This is a genomic window from Hellea balneolensis DSM 19091 (assembly GCF_000428525.1).
Taxonomy (GTDB): Bacteria; Pseudomonadota; Alphaproteobacteria; order Caulobacterales; family Maricaulaceae; genus Hellea; species Hellea balneolensis.
On sequence record NZ_AUAC01000004.1, the window covers coordinates 95,966 to 111,249 of the forward strand.

Annotated in this window: 17 protein-coding genes and 1 riboswitch; of the genes, 11 read left to right on the plus strand and 6 right to left on the minus strand. The window is 47.2% G+C overall.

The features are described from left to right. Positions 1-99: 99 nt before the first annotated feature. On the plus strand, positions 100-1,434 hold the full coding sequence (locus F569_RS0110975) for a cytochrome P450 (protein ID WP_026942248.1): 1,335 nt from the start codon (positions 100-102) through the stop codon (positions 1,432-1,434). A gap of 66 nt (positions 1,435-1,500) precedes the next feature. Beyond that, positions 1,501-1,962 (plus strand): SRPBCC family protein, encoded by a 462-nt coding sequence (locus F569_RS0110980; RefSeq protein WP_026942249.1) that lies wholly within the window; start codon positions 1,501-1,503, stop codon positions 1,960-1,962. A gap of 112 nt (positions 1,963-2,074) precedes the next feature. On the opposite strand, the gene F569_RS0110985 is transcribed toward F569_RS0110980, so the two are convergent. Next, positions 2,075-3,376 carry a pilus assembly protein TadG-related protein gene (locus F569_RS0110985; RefSeq protein WP_026942250.1) on the minus strand — a complete coding sequence of 434 codons (1,302 nt, stop codon included), beginning with the start codon at positions 3,374-3,376 and terminating at the stop codon, positions 2,075-2,077. Between the two features lie 291 nt (positions 3,377-3,667). On the opposite strand from F569_RS0110985, the gene F569_RS17645 reads away from it, so the two are divergent. The 5 genes from F569_RS17645 to F569_RS0111010 all read left to right on the plus strand — a co-directional run bounded on the left by F569_RS17645 (position 3,668) and on the right by F569_RS0111010 (position 7,584). Continuing rightward, a complete protein-coding gene (locus tag F569_RS17645) occupies positions 3,668-5,080 on the plus strand; it encodes a Do family serine endopeptidase (protein WP_034388582.1) in 1,413 nt (470 codons plus the stop codon). Positions 5,081-5,245: 165 nt separating this feature from the next. After that, the gene (locus tag F569_RS0110995) at positions 5,246-5,938 is read left to right on the plus strand and encodes a MinD/ParA family ATP-binding protein (RefSeq protein WP_026942251.1); all 693 of its coding nucleotides are present in this window, start codon (positions 5,246-5,248) and stop codon (positions 5,936-5,938) included. Between the two features lie 85 nt (positions 5,939-6,023). Further along, positions 6,024-6,686, plus strand: a complete 663-nt coding sequence (locus tag F569_RS17650; protein ID WP_051279806.1) for an EF-hand domain-containing protein — start codon at positions 6,024-6,026, stop codon at positions 6,684-6,686. A 9-nt stretch (positions 6,687-6,695) separates the two neighbouring features. Continuing rightward, on the plus strand, positions 6,696-7,274 hold the full coding sequence (locus F569_RS0111005) for a sigma-70 family RNA polymerase sigma factor (protein ID WP_034388584.1): 579 nt from the start codon (positions 6,696-6,698) through the stop codon (positions 7,272-7,274). 1 nt (position 7,275) lies between these two features. Further along, positions 7,276-7,584, plus strand: coding sequence for a hypothetical protein (locus F569_RS0111010; RefSeq protein WP_154813719.1), 309 nt, complete (start codon positions 7,276-7,278; stop codon positions 7,582-7,584). A gap of 15 nt (positions 7,585-7,599) precedes the next feature. Here F569_RS0111010 and F569_RS19035 read toward each other — a convergent pair whose 3' ends face one another. Continuing rightward, positions 7,600-7,974 (minus strand): flagellar export protein FliJ, encoded by a 375-nt coding sequence (locus F569_RS19035; RefSeq protein WP_154813720.1) that lies wholly within the window; start codon positions 7,972-7,974, stop codon positions 7,600-7,602. Positions 7,975-8,278: 304 nt separating this feature from the next. Here F569_RS19035 and ctrA point away from each other — a divergent pair, with 304 nt between their 5' ends. From ctrA to F569_RS0111030, 3 genes are all read left to right on the plus strand, one after another. Beyond that, positions 8,279-8,974, plus strand: a complete 696-nt coding sequence (gene ctrA, locus F569_RS0111020; RefSeq protein ID WP_026942254.1) for a response regulator transcription factor CtrA — start codon at positions 8,279-8,281, stop codon at positions 8,972-8,974. A 148-nt stretch (positions 8,975-9,122) separates the two neighbouring features. Continuing rightward, positions 9,123-10,388, plus strand: a complete 1,266-nt coding sequence (locus F569_RS17660; protein WP_051279808.1) for an ATP-dependent DNA helicase — start codon at positions 9,123-9,125, stop codon at positions 10,386-10,388. A 156-nt stretch (positions 10,389-10,544) separates the two neighbouring features. Then, positions 10,545-11,381 (plus strand): hypothetical protein, encoded by an 837-nt coding sequence (locus F569_RS0111030; RefSeq protein ID WP_026942255.1) that lies wholly within the window; start codon positions 10,545-10,547, stop codon positions 11,379-11,381. 55 nt (positions 11,382-11,436) lie between these two features. On the opposite strand, the gene F569_RS0111035 is transcribed toward F569_RS0111030, so the two are convergent. Genes F569_RS0111035 through F569_RS17665 form a run of 4 tightly spaced genes read right to left on the minus strand, consistent with a single transcriptional unit; the run spans position 11,437 to position 13,459 of the window. Next, positions 11,437-11,739 carry a hypothetical protein gene (locus tag F569_RS0111035; RefSeq protein ID WP_026942256.1) on the minus strand — a complete coding sequence of 101 codons (303 nt, stop codon included), beginning with the start codon at positions 11,737-11,739 and terminating at the stop codon, positions 11,437-11,439. Then, positions 11,736-12,026, minus strand: coding sequence for a DUF1244 domain-containing protein (locus tag F569_RS0111040; RefSeq protein ID WP_407637018.1), 291 nt, complete (start codon positions 12,024-12,026; stop codon positions 11,736-11,738). Before F569_RS0111040 ends, F569_RS0111035 begins: the two co-directional genes overlap by 4 nt. A 15-nt stretch (positions 12,027-12,041) precedes the next feature. Next, positions 12,042-13,049 (minus strand): betaine--homocysteine S-methyltransferase, encoded by a 1,008-nt coding sequence (bmt, locus tag F569_RS0111045; RefSeq protein ID WP_026942258.1) that lies wholly within the window; start codon positions 13,047-13,049, stop codon positions 12,042-12,044. Continuing rightward, positions 13,049-13,459: a dihydroneopterin aldolase gene (locus F569_RS17665; RefSeq protein WP_051279809.1), complete on the minus strand. Its 411-nt coding sequence runs from the start codon at positions 13,457-13,459 to the stop codon at positions 13,049-13,051. Before F569_RS17665 ends, bmt begins: the two co-directional genes overlap by 1 nt. A gap of 143 nt (positions 13,460-13,602) precedes the next feature. Between F569_RS17665 and F569_RS0111055 the strand changes: the two genes are divergently transcribed. After that, positions 13,603-15,009, plus strand: coding sequence for a hypothetical protein (locus F569_RS0111055; RefSeq protein ID WP_154813721.1), 1,407 nt, complete (start codon positions 13,603-13,605; stop codon positions 15,007-15,009). A 47-nt stretch (positions 15,010-15,056) separates the two neighbouring features. Next, positions 15,057-15,239: riboswitch (cobalamin riboswitch) on the plus strand. Positions 15,240-15,284 lie beyond the last annotated feature (45 nt).

Here is a 15,284-nt window from a genome sequence, read left to right on the forward strand (position 1 = left end):
CCCCCTACAATTATCTATAGAGCTTATTCATCTCTGGTTCAACACAACATTGGACACGCTGTCATGGGTGAGTAAGGTAGGACAAAAGGGAGATAACACATGGGATTAGCGCTCGTCAGCCAGACCTATAATGAAGATCGTGGGAGTTTGGACCCCGTCCACAAACCTATTTATGATCTCAGCCCGCCACTTGACCTTTCTCGGTCTAAAAATTTCATTGCAGGCCAACCTTTTGGGGCTTTCAAAACTATGCGCGAGCAAGCCCCTGTGATGTGGCACCCGCTGGAGAAAGCCAAGATGGAAGGCTTTTGGGCACTGACGGCTTATAAGGATGTGCGCACCGCGAACCTGAACACCAAAGTCTTTTCCTCCCAAGCGGGTGGTATCATGATGGCCTATCCGCCCAAGGGCGATCCGCGTAATCATCCCAAGTTGCATTCTGCCTCCCTCGACACGATGATCTGCCTCGATGCCCCGCATCATATGCAATTGCGCCGCGAACATATGGCCTATTTCAAACCCGATTATATTCGCGAGCTGAAAATCAAGGTTGATGCCAAAGTCACGGAATTGCTCGATGGCCTCCAAGCAGCGGGGCCTCAAGCCGACCTGGTGGAGCACTTTTCCTCACAGCTCCCACTCTATACGCTCTGTGAAATGCTAGGCGTGCCCGAAGCAGACCGCTCTAAAATTCGCGAATGGATGGATATGCTCGAGCTTGCGCAATATATGCTCGAAGATGGCGACCTCTCAACGGTGGATCCGGCACAGGTCATGCAGTTCCTCACCGAAGTTCAAGCCATGTTTGACTATGGCCAAGAGATATTAAAAGAGCGGCGTAAAAGCCCAAAGCAAGATCTGCTCTCTGCTATTGCTAATGTCGAAATAGACGGCGCCGTTTTACCCGACGAATATTTGGATGGATCTTGGCTGCTCATTATTATCGCAGGAAATGACACGACACGTAATTCCACTAGCGGTCTAATGAAGCTGCTCACGCAATTTCCGGATCAAAAGGCCAAGGTCCTCGCCAATCCAGACCTTATCCCAAATATGGTGCATGAAGGCGTGCGCATGGTCAGCCCCGTCATGTATATGCGCCGTACGGCCCTATCCGACACCGAAATCTCAGGTCAAAAAATCGCGGCTAGTGAGAAGGTAATTATGTATTACGGCGCCGCCAATAGAGACCCCGCCGTTTTTGAAAACCCAGACATATTTGATGTTGAGCGCAAAAATGCCAAAGACCATATCGCCTTTGGGACTGGCCCACATGTTTGCTTAGGGCAACGCGTCGCAAATATGCAGATTGAATCCGCATACCGCCAAATCCTCGCCCGCTTTCCGAATATCGCCTGGACAGGCGAAGAAGAAATTCTGCCCAATGGGTTTACGCATAGTATTGGAAAATTGATGGTAGAGCTGAACGGCTAGTTTTAGCGTCTAATTTGTCTTGATGTTCAAAGCTCTATACACTCTTAGGTGAAAGGGAGTTAGACCATGAAAACATCAAAAACGACACTAATAGATGCGCCCGCAAAAATCGTCTTTCTGTGGCTGGAGGACAATGAGCGCTTGAAACAATGGGTTCCAAATCTGATTGAAGATGTGCCCATTATTGAGATGCCAGATAAAATCGGATCCACATTTCGACAAGTCTTTCTAGAACGCGGAAAACGTATGGAAATGACGGGCGAAATCACAGCCCACACAGAGAATGAACGTATGAGAGTCTTTATGACTGGTGACATGTTCAACTTGGATGTTGATTATACACTACGGGCCATTTCGCCTGAGCAGACAGACGTCACGCAGGATACTGAGATCAAAATGAAAGGCGCGGCAAAACTCTTTGCGCCCCTCATGCTTATAATGTCAAAATTTAGCAGATCAGACCCTCAAGCCGAAGCTCATGCGAGGCTGAAAGCATTGGCGGAAGCAGAATATCAAACGTCAAAGTAAAACTTAAGGCTGCTCCAAATTCTCACCTAGAGAGGCGAAGAATAAAACCTACCTAAAATCTTGATGCGATACCTGAAAACTGATGATGAACTAAAGTCTTAAGAGCTGAATTTTACATTGATATTCTAAGCGGTGAAATAGAGGCTGCAATACGGCTAAAGATATTTTCTAGGTCACCTGAGCGTGCATCCACATAATGCGATTCTGAAGAGGCGCAGTTTTGGAGGGGCTCTCTATGCGCTGATTTCGTGATCAAATAGGCAATTGTATAAACCTCAATGTCCTCAGACTTTGCTTTATCACAAAGGTGCTCAAAGGCGACCAAAGCATTGGTATAAGAAATACGTTGTTTCTTCCGGCTATTAAAAGGAACATTTCCAACCATATGCTGTGGACGAACATAATGCTGAGCTGTAATTCCGCCGTCAGACATAAAGATAATAACTTTTTTTACACCGGAATAATTAGCCGCGGGTGTATTCACCAACCCGCCAGGAAATTTATTTTCCCAGTAATTGTTTAAGCTCTCATATCCCCAATGCATGCCATGGTCGGAACCAGTCCCGTCCGAAAGGGTGAAATTATCTATCTTGGCTGTGAGAGCCTGAGCATCATTTGTTAAAGGCATAAATTCATTGCCTTCCAGTGGACACCATGGGTTCGTTTGATTCCAAGAATAAAAATCCGGTAGAACTCTATATGTTTTATCGTATTTTACGCCGTTTTTGATATCATCAATGTCAAATTCAAAACACTGGTTCCACTCGCCATCGATCCAGTTTTGGCTATATAGCTCAAGACCTATAGTCGGTGTTTGAAGAAGATCTTTCATTTCAACAGGCACTCTGACAGTTCCGCCAAAAGGAACTAGGGAAATTGAAATTCGGCCGACTATAGAATCATCATCGAGAAGCTGTTTGACAAATAATTTAGCGGAGGCCTTGGCCTCGTTAATACGCGCATTCTTCATTGATGAAGAAATATCAATGACAAGCGCAACTTCGACATCCTCAATGCCAATTTCAGCATTTGTATTGATAGCAACCTTATTAAAACTACTCATGAACTTTGTCATAGTAAGCTCAAAAGGAGCCGTTGTAGAGGCCGTCAAAGTGATACGTTCATCCGTTTCATGAACGTTGATTTTAGTTGTTGTGATATAAGTATCCTCGCCCATAGAGTCTGCGAGTTTGTTGACATAAGTCTTAAATATAGCGGCTTTTTCTTCAGACTTACTGTCATGTTTGAGGGTGTATAATGCTGCGGCATCTGAAATAAATTGCAACTTCTCGCGGCTTTGATGAATCTTCGAAACATCAACGACAACTGCTATACTCAGATAAGCAACAAATAAACTCATCACAAATAGAATTGAAAACGAGCCTTGCTGATCATCTAGGTAAGATCTGAGCATTTTAAACAATGACACTCTCTTAACCCATCCCAAAGTTAATACTAGAAAACACTAACATTAGAGTGCGGTAAAGAAAGCCGATTCTAAAATGTTGGTTATTATCCCCTTAAGGCCTTCTCATCACCAAAACGGATAAAACGGTCCGATTTACGCTAGGCTTCTCTCCTTCATTGTCCCACCTCATCTCGAAATTAAAAGACGTTCAGATTCTGCCGCTCTCTCTTGTAGAGGCGGTTTTCTGCGCTACATGGATAAGACATTACCAATAATGATCCCACAAAGGACGACAAAATGCGTAAATCTCTTATTCTTGGCACAGCAGCTATAGCTCTGGTTATTGCCCCACTTGCTCTTGCCCAATCCTCCTTCTTAAATAATGGCGCCATGACGATGGATAGTCAGCGCGGCGTTCTAACAATGGCGCCTCTGCTTGAACGCGTGACCCCCGCAGTCGTCTCAATAGATATTCGCGGCACGGCCAAAACTCCAGAGATGTCAGGACGAAATGAAGAATTATTTGAACGCTTCTTTGGAGGTCGTCTTCCAGATGCACAGCCTCGTGAAAAACGTGGTCTTGGTTCCGGCGTGATTGTTGATGCATCCAAAGGACTGATTATCACCAATGCGCATGTAATTGATGGCGCTGATGAAATTACAGTGACGCTTGAGGATAAAAGACAGCTCGAAGCCGAGATTGTGGGTACAGATAAAAAGACGGATATCGCCCTCATAAAAGTTTCTGCTCGCGGCCTGAAAGAACTTAAACTAGCGCGAGCTAGCGATGTGAAAGTCGGAGATTACGTGATTGCCGTAGGTAACCCCTTTGGCCTATCGCACTCAGTAACTTCTGGTATTGTCTCAGCTCTAGGGCGTGATCGCGGCGGGTCCCGTGACGGTTATCAGGACTTTATTCAAACCGATGCGTCGATCAATCCAGGGAACTCCGGCGGAGCTTTGGTCAATTCCAAAGGCGAGTTGATTGGAATTAACTCAGCTATTGTCTCCCGGTCCGGCGGCAACCAAGGCATCGGCTTTGCGGTACCCACAAATATTGTTCAAGGCGTTGTGCGCCAACTGGAATCTTATGGTGAAGTTCGCAGAGGGCGCATTGGCGTCTTAATTGGAGACATTACGCCGACTCTTAAAGAAGCACTTGATCTTACAACGCTGGACGGCGCTCTAGTGAGTGACGTTGTTGAGGACAGCCCAGCTGAAAAAGCAGGTCTAAAACGTGATGACGTTATTATTGCCTTTAACGGAGGTGATATCCTCGACGCTTCAGATATTCGCAATGCCGTTGGCTTAGTTGAACCGGGCGAACGGGCGGACATTACTTATCTGCGAGAGGGAAAACGCCGCACAACACGGATCGAAATCGAAGCTGTTGATGAAGATGATGAAGACAACAGCGTTACCTCGTCAGATAACGATCCTGCCTCTGAGAGCTTCTCAGGCGCGGAACTGACCGATATTCCTAAGGACTTGGATCTTCGCGGCGGTGAAGAAGGCGTTTATATAGCCTCCGTTGAGAGGGGTTCTAAAGCCCAGCGCGCTGGGCTTCGCCGCGGCGACGTTATACGCGCTGTAAACCGCAAAGATATTACGGATCTCGAAGATTTTGAAGATATTATCAGCGATGAAGACGGGCCTTATGCGCTGTCTGTTGAACGCGATGGCAGCACATTTTATGCTGCGGTTAAGTAGGTCATAAAAAATAAATTTTGTATGACCGCCGCTTTAACGCTGCAGTCATACTTGTTACTGCCCCATTTACCTTGCTTCTTGTCGGTCGCTTAAGACCCTTCTGCTAATACTAAGATACCAAAGAGGTCATAAGGCCCGAAGGTATGAGGTAAATGGAGAGGTGTTTTGGCACGTCAATCAGCATGCGAAACGGACGAATATCGCCCTGCAGGGCGGCTTGTTCCCGTCTTCTCAGTCAGTGATATTCAAGGACAATCAGAACTGGCTTTAAAATTGGGGCGCCATGCAGCCAGTTTTGGCGAGACGGTACTCATGCTCGATTGCAATGACGGCGCTATGATGGATGCAGCCGGCATCATCTATCATAAGACGATCTATGACGTTTTATATAATGACGCTGATCTTCGGGATGTTCGCTATGTTACATCCAATGAACATTTTACCGCCGCCGCCTCAGGGAAAGCAGACCTAGACACAGCATTAGGAAGCCTTGCGGCCCTGTCGCTCTCATATGATTGGGTTTTCGTGGTCCCGCCTGCGGGCTGCACCCCGGCCCATGTGCGCCTCGCTTCCGCGTCAGATGTCAGCCTTTTAGCCTATGACACTGCCTCTGATAACTTTATGCGAGCTTATTGGATGATTGAAGCCGTGCGTCGCCGCGATCCGAAATTTGATCCCGTTATATTGTCTATGGGTCATCGTGCTGACGCTGTCGAGACCGCGCTGATGCTCACGGATACAGTTCGCGAACATCTCGGTGCGCCGCCGCCCTATGCAGGCCACGCAGAAGACGGTCCCGTCGCGGAACGCCTAATTGACCGAATGCGCGATATCGCTGAACGCTCTAAGGTCGCTTAAAGCCATTATTACAATATAGTAATTCGCGCAGGAAATTTCCTTTTGCTCCGTTTGTGTCTATGAACGACATTAAAAGGAGAACAATATGTCACGTTTTACAAAACCTCTTTTGCTTAGTGCAGCCGCTGTTTTTACAATCACAGGCGTCGCCCTTGCCGCGCCAAAAGCCGATTTAAATCAAGACGGCCAGATTACCCGCGCTGAATTTCAGGCTGAAGCCAATGCTAAATTTACGGCAGCCGACACGAATTTTGACGGCCTTCTCACAAAGGAAGAGATGAAGGCTCTGCGCGTCAAAAAGAAAGAAGAACGCGAAGCAGAGCGTTTCGCTAAAATGGACGCAAATGGAGACGGCTCTGTCACGCGCGATGAAATGAACGCACTCAAGGCCGAACGCAAAGCCATGATGGAAGCCAAGCGTCTTGAGAAGTTTGACACAAATCGTGATGGCACAATTGATGAGACTGAGAAAGCTGCGGCAAAAGCAATGCGTAAAGAACAGCGCACAGAGCGACGTGCAGAACGCAAAGAAAAGCGCGCCGAGCGTAAAGCGCAGGGCGGTAAACGCGGCATGCGCGGACCGAAGCGTGATGCCAATGGCGATGGCGTGATTTCTCGCGCAGAATTTGATGCCTCGACTGAAGCCTTATTTGTCCGGATGGATGCCAATGGCGACGGTGTATTAACGAAAGGCGAAGGCCCAAAGCACCGTAAAGGCCGTAAAGGCAAAAAGCGCGGCGGATTCTAAAGCAAGCATATGCTGACAACACCCACCATAAACAGCGCCGGGGTGTCCGACCCCGACGCTGATCTTATCTTCGGCCTTAAATCCGGAGACGAGAAAGCCTTGTCCGGACTAATGGACAGGCACATGGTGAGTATTCATAAAATGGCTTATTATATGCTCGGCGATCAAATGGCTGCAGAAGATGTGACGCAAACTGTTTTCCTCAAAACCTGGGAAAACGCTGGCAATTGGGACGCTGGCAGGGCCAAACTCCTCACATGGATGCGGCGCGTGACTAGAAACGCCTGTCTGGATATTTTGAAAAAGAAAAAGCCGATTTACACAGACAGCGTGCCTGAATTGGAAGACACATCTAACTCGCCTTTTGAAAGCCTTTCGGAAAGCCAGCAAAGTGAGCGTGTTGAAGCGGCCTTATCAAAATTGACTGAAAACCAACGCATGGCATTAACGCTCTCATATTATCAAAGTGTTCCCCAAAGAGAAGGGGCGCAAATCATGGATATTTCTGAGAGTGCCTATGAAAGCCTTTTGGTCAGAGCCCGCAAGGCTCTAAAAGTGATATTGACGAATGAGAATGATGGAGGATAAAATGAAGGATAGTGAACTTAATAATAAATTAGACGCTTTTCAGGCACCTGCGCCGAGCGATCTGCTCAAATCCCGTATCCTGAAGGCTGCGAAGCCTGTGGAAAATACATCACCTAAGCGTCAAAGTTATACCCAACGCTTTATGCCAATTGCTGCAAGCCTTTTGGCCATCTGCGCCGTGAGTTTCGGCGTTATGCAAGTACAGGCCCCCACAGAGCCTGACTCTGCGGCCTGGCAAGAGGCCGCACTCGATTTAGGATTTGAAGAGGTTTATGATTGGGTAGAAACTGAAGAAAGTTCTTCCCAATAAGCCCTGTAACAGAACTTAACCTGCTTTGCGCGCCATAGCTTTCTCAGCTTTAGCTGCCATTTGGCGCGCCCGAACACGTTCAAAACTGTCCAAAGCATCCATCGCGGCCCGCAAATCAGCAGACAGACCCGAAGCTTGATCAGTAATAGCCGTCAAAGACTCTCTTAGGTTTTCTTTGCGCGCAATAACGGATTTTGCGTAAGATCCATAAGCCACATAGCCCTCTTTTGTGGCATTAGCTTCGATATTATCTTCCGGCACGCTGTCGTTTAATTTTCTGATTTGACGTTCGAGATCGTCTCTTGTCGCCTCTAAAACTTCAATTCTTTTCTGTAAATCCGAGATCGCAAAGCGCGTCTGTCGGACATTCTTCTCCATAGAGTGTGTCATTTTCTCACCTAACCATTATGTTCCCACTGAGGGGTTTCTCTTACAACCGAGCCTATGCTGACCCTTATTGTGAAGACCTTGTAACAGAATAGGTTTACGGGTCTGTGAAGAGACAGGGTAAAGAAAGTCTGACCTTGATCTTAAGGAAAAAGCAGGATTTTGTGACTTTTCAGGTGTTTTTCTGCGTTTCATGTCAAAATGGTAAATGTCGTTAATAATTGATTTACTGGATTCACATAGAGATGGAGTTCCATTAACTATATCCCGAGGGCTACGGGATAGTGATTCGCCTGGGAGGGAAATTATGCGCGTTCTTCTAATTGAAGATGACAGTGCAACAGCACAGGGCATCGAATTGATGCTTAAGTCAGAAGGATTTAATGTCTATACCACCGATCTGGGGGAAGAAGGCGTCGATTTGGGTAAGCTATATGATTATGACATCATATTACTTGATCTGAACCTACCGGATATGCCGGGCTTCGACGTTCTCAAAACGCTCCGCATGGCGAAAGTCAATACACCTATCTTTATTCTGTCAGGCACAAGCGACATTGATTCAAAGGTTCGCGGGCTCGGCACTGGTGCTGATGACTTTATGACTAAGCCATTCCACAAAGATGAGCTTGTCGCCCGTATTCACGCTGTTGTACGCCGTTCCAAAGGCCACAGCCAATCTGTTATCACAACAGGCGACATCAAAGTGAACCTTGACGCCAAAACAGTTGAAGTCGGCGATCACCGCGTTCACCTAACCGGCAAAGAGTATCAAATGCTCGAACTCCTATCTCTTCGCAAAGGCACTACGCTTACAAAAGAGATGTTCCTCAACCACCTTTATGGCGGTATGGATGAGCCTGAACTGAAAATTATCGACGTCTTTATCTGTAAGCTGCGCAAGAAACTCGCATCGGCGACGCAAGGTGATCACTATATCGAAACTGTTTGGGGACGCGGCTATGTGCTTCGCGACCCAGCCAAGGATAAGATGAGCGCCTGAAGCCCTCAACATTAAGGACATCCTCCCATGTCCAAGAATAAAAACCCGCACTTTTGTGCGGGTTTTTTTATGCGCCGTGTACAATGAGGCTTGCCTTTAGCCCCGAACCGTAAACTATGGGGCGTTAAATCATTACAGAAGACAGCCTGTGTCAGACTTAAGCTCATTCCCGGAAAGTTACGAAGACGATCCAACGATTGCCCATATCCTACAGCAGCTTCGCTCTAATGATCCCTCCCCTATTTTGATCACGGGCGAAGCTGGGACCGGGAAATCTACACTGGTCAATTATATCAAAACGCATGGCGACTTTGCGAATACTGCCGTGTTGGCGCCAACAGGTGTGGCGGCCTTAAATATTGGCGGTCAAACCCTGCATTCTTTTTTCCGCTTTCCCTTTCAACCTATTGACGAAAACGCTTTGGCAGATCAGCGCCGCAATAGACTTTGGAAAAAGGTAAAGCTTATTATCATTGACGAAATTTCTATGGTGCGCGCAGATATGCTCGACGGGATGGATATCATCCTGCGTAAAGCCCAAGACAGCCGCCTCCCCTTTGGCGGATGCCGAGTTCTGTTGGTCGGTGATTTCTATCAACTTCCTCCTGTCATTCCCGCACAGGAAAAAGCCATACTCGTGCAAATGGGATATGAGGGACCTTATGCATATAACGCCAATGTGTTGGAAAACTATCCGCCGGTTCATTTTGAACTATCCAAGGTTTATCGCCAAAGAGATGCGCGTTTTGTCGAAATCCTTTCCAATCTAAGGCTCGCCCAAAATGTCGAAAAAGCTGTTGAGACTTTAAACGGTATATGCGTCAAACCCCACCGCGAGGGACACACGCCTGTTTTACTCACCTCAACCAACGCTATTGCAAATCGATATAATAAAGAAGGCTTAGCTAATCTGACCAGTACGCCGTTAGACTATGACAGTGTCACAAAGGGGCGATTCAATGAAAAGAGAGCTCCAGTACCACCTAAGCTGACTTTAAAAAAAGGCGCTCGTATCATGGCCGTCAGGAATGACCCTTTAAAGAGATGGGTCAACGGGTCTTTAGGCACCATCACAGACCTTACTAAAAATGAGGTTTACGTCAGATTTGATAGCGGGCCGGCCATAAGGAAAATCGAAGCCGCGACGTGGGAGTCCATAAATTATAAGTGGAATGAAGTTGAACAAAAGATGGAAGAAGAGGCCAGCGCCACTTTTGAACAAATGCCGCTTATCCTCGCTTGGGCCGTGACAATACATAAAGCCCAAGGACTTACCTTAAGTGACGTTCGCGTAGATATGGGGCGCGGAGCTTTCGCGCCAGGCCAGGCCTATGTCGCTCTTTCCAGAGCGCAGACTTTAGATGGCTTATCTCTGACAACCCCTCTTCGTCCAAGTGATATAAAATTTGCGTAAATACGGCTTTCGGAGCAGGTGATTTTTGTAATTGCTCTGATTTTGTCAAAAGACTATGTGTTAGCGCATTAAAATAGCGTAGCTCATATTTGCGCTTCAACAAGTCACTGTCTTGCCTGAGTTTCAGGGGGAAGATATTAAAGTGGGGGATACACAATGGCTGAACAAGAACCAACATCGGATACAGAACAAGACGTCACCAAGGCGTGGGCAGCAACACAAGATCAAAAAGGAAAAGCGAAAAAGCTAAGAACATTTGCAGCCCTCTCATGGGTTGTTGCTATCGGGACTGAAATCGCAGGTATTGTTCTAATCCTGAAAAATAAGTTTGATCAAGGGAACCTGGCTTTGTTGATCGGTCTTTTTGTGGTGATAGGCATCTTTGCGATTGCCGGTAGCATCATGTGGAAAAAAGCCAATCGTCATGATCCGGCCAGTAAAGAAGAACCTGTAAAGTTCTTTATTCAAAATCAACTCGGCGCTATTATTACGCTCATCGCATTTTTGCCGCTTCTTGCCATGATCTTTCTGGACAAAGACATGGACCCAAAGACGAAGAAAATTGCCGGCGGCTTTGGTGCCGTGCTGGCTTTGGTGGCGACATTTGTATTCGGAGCAGATTACAATCCGCCATCCGTTGAACAATATACCCAAGATATGAATGAATGCGCTGAGCAGATAAAAGCCAAGCAGCCGACAACAGCATGCTCACCTGCCGTTGCCGAGCAAGCTCAAGATATTGCCCGCGATTCTGAAGCTGTTGCTGAAGCCACAGGCGGACAGGATGTAGTTTATTGGATCGCGCCGAAAAACGGGGCTGAAAAATCGTCCTCAAAGCTGGTTTTTCACCTTTGCGAAGATGTCAGCACCTTACGCGGGAAAGTCGTAAATTCAGGTTCCGTCACAGAGGCTTATGCCCAAAACGCCGTGCGCCTGACAAAACAAATCAAAATGGAACAACGGCAATGCGGCTTTGAAGTCGCAGAAGACTAAAAGCTTCTTATAATAAACTGAAATTAAACCCGCCCCCGAGGCGGGTTTAATTTGATTATGACCTATCACATTCCGTAAACCACTGAGACTCCCACTCTCCAGAAGGACTTCTTTCTTCTAAGAGGAAACGGTTCCGCACATAGATAAATCGCTGCTCTTTCTTATCTTTAGTCACATTCCCGCAAACTGCATCGTTACTCTGGTAAACATCAGAAAAAGTAAGGCTATCTCCGTAAAGAGTTTCACTTGCAGATATGACCTTATTCATGATCTCTACTGAAATAGCCTTCGGCTCAGCCTTATCTGCACAGGCAGAAACTCCAACACCGAAAAAACAAATCGCGATGATAGCTTTCATTTTTTACGTGCTTCAAAAGCCGCTAACTGCTCCGGTGTAGCGGGGAGTTGATGGCTCTCTTTCCACTGCGCATATGGCATACCATAAATACGCTCACGAGCTTCATCTGAGCTGAGATCAATGCCAAGGTCATCTGCTGCGGATTTATACCATTTACCAAGACAGTTACGGCAAAAATCGGCCAAGATCATCAAATCTATATTCTGAACATCTTTACGGCTGTCCAAATGTGATAAAAGACGGCGAAAAGCGGTAGCATCTAACTTATCTTGTATATCTTGATCCATCATCACATCTCTATTTTATTTTCTGCGTCTGCCCCGCGTGCCGCGTGAACCTGTTGCCCCCTCGGCAGCAGGTGGGCTGACGAGCTCGCCCAAAGTCTCGGTTACTAGCGCCATTGTTGGCCTAGCCCCTTCATTATAATCATCAATCGCCTTGCGCATGGCCGCGATGTGCTTTGGCGCAGTACCGCAACAGCCGCCAATGATGCGTGCTCCCGCATTGGCGGCCAAATCAACGTAGTCAGCCATAAGCTCGGGCGTGCCTGTATAAACAGTCTCCTTGCCCTTCACAACAGGGATCCCGCAATTGGCTTTCCCGACAATCACGGCGTCGGGATTAGCCCCTGTCATCGATAAAACGGATAGCATCATATCAGAGGCCCCCACGCCGCAATTTGATCCATAAGCCAAAGGTTGCTCAGAAAGGTTTGCGGTTACGTCGCCAATAATGGCTGGCGCAATACCCATCATAGTTTTACCCGCCGTATCAAAACTTGCTGTGAAGACATAAGGCATATCGACATTAATGGCAGCTTGTGCGGCGGCTTGGATTTCCTCTGCCGCTGACATCGTTTCAATCCAAATTACATCTGCCCCGCCATCTCTCAGGCCGCGCATTTGCTCTTCGAAAAATGCTCTGCAACTCTCATGCGTCAGCTCACCCATAGGCTCAAATAGCTCACCCGTAGGCCCAACAGAACCGGCAACAATAACGGGTCTGTTAGCGGCTTTGGCAATATCTCCCGCAATTTCCGCGCCTGCTTTATTTATCGCGTAAGTCTCATCTTCGGCTTTGTGTAATTTAAGCCTCGGCGCATTGGCCCCAAATGTGTTGGTCAAAATAATATCAGACCCGGCATCAACAAAGGCCTGATGCAAAGCGGCAGGTTTTTGCGGTTCGGATAGATTCCATAAGTCAGGCGGAAATCCCGGCTCGAGGCCCATTTCCATAAAATTTGTACCTGTTGCACCGTCTGCCAATAAAATAGCTTTTTGTGCCAATAGGTCTTGTAAAGATGAGCGCATTAACGTCTCCGCGTAATACGCACACCCACAGCTCGCGCATCCTTAATAGCTTCTAATTTAGCGGCAGTGACGCAAACCTGCTCGGCACGGTCATAGGATAAACAGGCCTTGGCCACGTCCTCAGCCAATGTTTCAACCAAATCAATATGTCCTTTTGCCAATATCTCTTTGATATGATCAACAATATGGTCATAGCGCAGGATATTGTGCATCTCATGATCACCATGCGGGCCCAGCGGCGTAATATCGACTGTGATATCAAAGCGGACGGATTGAGGCGCTTCATATTCATGTTCAAACACCCCGATAAAAGCGGGTAAAACCAAACCTTCAATCAAAATTTGATCGCAGGGCAAATCATCCCTTAGCCGCTCTTGAGCCAAGCCGGTATTATTCAGAACTTTCAGCATTGATTATCCTTCACGCCGTTTCACATGCATCTGACCTTTATCCGCTATTTTTTCAAGCTTTTCTGTCAGAATTAGGGATATCAATATCAGCTATACAGCCTTACTGGCTTGCATTATTTTCCTGCACATCACAAAAGCAGAGGGTGAACGGTGCCTCGCATATCAGCTTTAAAGCCTGTTATTATCCGGCCTTAAAAAATGCGCGGAGTCTTAAACGCTGCCAGGAACAAGCTGAGTGGCATCTCGCCCCTTTAAAAACCCGTATCCGTACCGAATTTCCGCAGAATGACGCAGAAGCCGTTTCCCTTGCCCGGAAAGCAGATGTAATTTTCTATTGGCAGAAAAGCGCTTTTTGGGGCGCGAAAGCCTCACATCGCCGCAAGGGCATTATAGTTGATGAATATGCCCAACAAGCTGTTGGAGATACGCTCGATGCTTTTGTCGCCCGTCACCTAAAGCCCCATTCTTCAGATCATTCGGATGAGTTCTTTAAGCGCGTTCGAGAAAGACGCCCAAATATCAATCAAGCTCTTATCATAGGCTCTGGCCCTGATATGGCCGCTCTAGAAGATTATAATTCCAACAAAAACGATACAACGCTTACACTTTACCTCAGCACATCTGTCTTAAATGAACGGGCCTGCGAGATTTGTCCGCCTGATATTATCATCGCCGTTGACGGGCCCTCACAATTTGGCCCGTCTGAAACAGGGCGCCGTTACCGTGACCGGGCAGCCGAGCTGATAAGAGATTATGGTAGTCTTATGTTGGTCCCTGAGCAGCATTTGCCATCTGTTCAGGCCCACTGGCCAAAAGATATTCAAAATCATATTTTTGCAGTTCCTCTCACGCGCGTCGTAGAATATGGACATAGCTTAAAAAATCAGTGGCACTACGAACCGACGAGCAATGTTCTCACCTCTTTCGGACTACCTTGCGCAGCAAGCTTTACGACGTCTATTTACTTCGCAGGGGTAAGCCTTTCGCAAGGTGATGATACCACGCCTAGCAACGCCCATCACTGGAGCCATATTGACGAGGCGCTTTATCAAAAGCACGTTGCGCCTATGTTGATCTGTCACCCGGCGGCAGGGCAAGAAGATGGCGGATATATGGACCGCCATCATTTGAGGCTCAGCCGTGAACTTTCCGCGTATAATGCTTTGGGTGTGGAGTTTTCAAAATTAGGCCACTCCCCCTTAAATATAGACCCTGTCAAATATGACCGGGCCACAGCACAAACGCCGCCTCTTAAGGTGCGTTTTTTTGAAACCATCGCAAAGATTGAACATAGACCCGAAATTGTCATTTTAGCAGTCTTTATTCTTACTGGCCTCTTGGGAAGCGCCCTTGAATATAGTATAGGAATAAAGATGCTAGGGTTCATCATATCCGGGGGGATAGCCGTATTTTTGGTCGCAGGACTATTGTTTCTGCGGCTTCGGCAAAATCGTCTTACAGCCCGTCTTGAGAACAAACTTAGCCAACAACAGACCCAGCAATTTGCCAACCTCTCTGAACGCTTAGAGGCTCTTGAGGCTAAGAAATAGTCTACATTAGAACATCAGATAGTCACTTGCTCTCGGCCTTATTATTCTTTAACTGCCGCTTTATTGGTCATCCTTACAGGATGTGAATATGGGAATGGGGTGAAAAGCCTCGACTGCACCCGCAGCTGTAATGGGTTAGCGGTCTTACACATGTCACTGGAGTTTCCGGGAAGACGTAAGACATGCGATTAGCCTTAAGTCAGAAGACCTGCCAATGACGTCGCCAGCGCGCACGGGCGGGACCGACCGATGCGCATGGATTAGCGGGCAATGGT

Bases quoted from the DNA above. Each gene is read 5' to 3' on its own strand.
- F569_RS0111040 (WP_407637018.1), bottom strand. From the start codon at position 12,026: ATGGATCAAGATATACAAGATAAGTTAGATGCTACCGCTTTTCGCCGT.
- F569_RS17665 (WP_051279809.1), bottom strand. From the start codon at position 13,459: ATGCTGAAAGTTCTGAATAATACCGGCTTGGCTCAAGAGCGGCTAAGG.
- F569_RS19035 (WP_154813720.1), bottom strand. From the start codon at position 7,974: ATGACACACTCTATGGAGAAGAATGTCCGACAGACGCGCTTTGCGATC.
- F569_RS0110975 (WP_026942248.1), top strand. From the start codon at position 100: ATGGGATTAGCGCTCGTCAGCCAGACCTATAATGAAGATCGTGGGAGT.
- F569_RS0111005 (WP_034388584.1), top strand. From the start codon at position 6,696: ATGCTGACAACACCCACCATAAACAGCGCCGGGGTGTCCGACCCCGAC.
- F569_RS17645 (WP_034388582.1), top strand. From the start codon at position 3,668: ATGCGTAAATCTCTTATTCTTGGCACAGCAGCTATAGCTCTGGTTATT.
- F569_RS17650 (WP_051279806.1), top strand. From the start codon at position 6,024: ATGTCACGTTTTACAAAACCTCTTTTGCTTAGTGCAGCCGCTGTTTTT.
- ctrA (WP_026942254.1), top strand. From the start codon at position 8,279: ATGCGCGTTCTTCTAATTGAAGATGACAGTGCAACAGCACAGGGCATC.
- bmt (WP_026942258.1), bottom strand. From the start codon at position 13,049: ATGCGCTCATCTTTACAAGACCTATTGGCACAAAAAGCTATTTTATTG.
- F569_RS0111030 (WP_026942255.1), top strand. From the start codon at position 10,545: ATGGCTGAACAAGAACCAACATCGGATACAGAACAAGACGTCACCAAG.
- F569_RS0111010 (WP_154813719.1), top strand. From the start codon at position 7,276: ATGAAGGATAGTGAACTTAATAATAAATTAGACGCTTTTCAGGCACCT.
- F569_RS0110985 (WP_026942250.1), bottom strand. From the start codon at position 3,376: ATGCTCAGATCTTACCTAGATGATCAGCAAGGCTCGTTTTCAATTCTA.
- F569_RS0110980 (WP_026942249.1), top strand. From the start codon at position 1,501: ATGAAAACATCAAAAACGACACTAATAGATGCGCCCGCAAAAATCGTC.
- F569_RS0111035 (WP_026942256.1), bottom strand. From the start codon at position 11,739: ATGAAAGCTATCATCGCGATTTGTTTTTTCGGTGTTGGAGTTTCTGCC.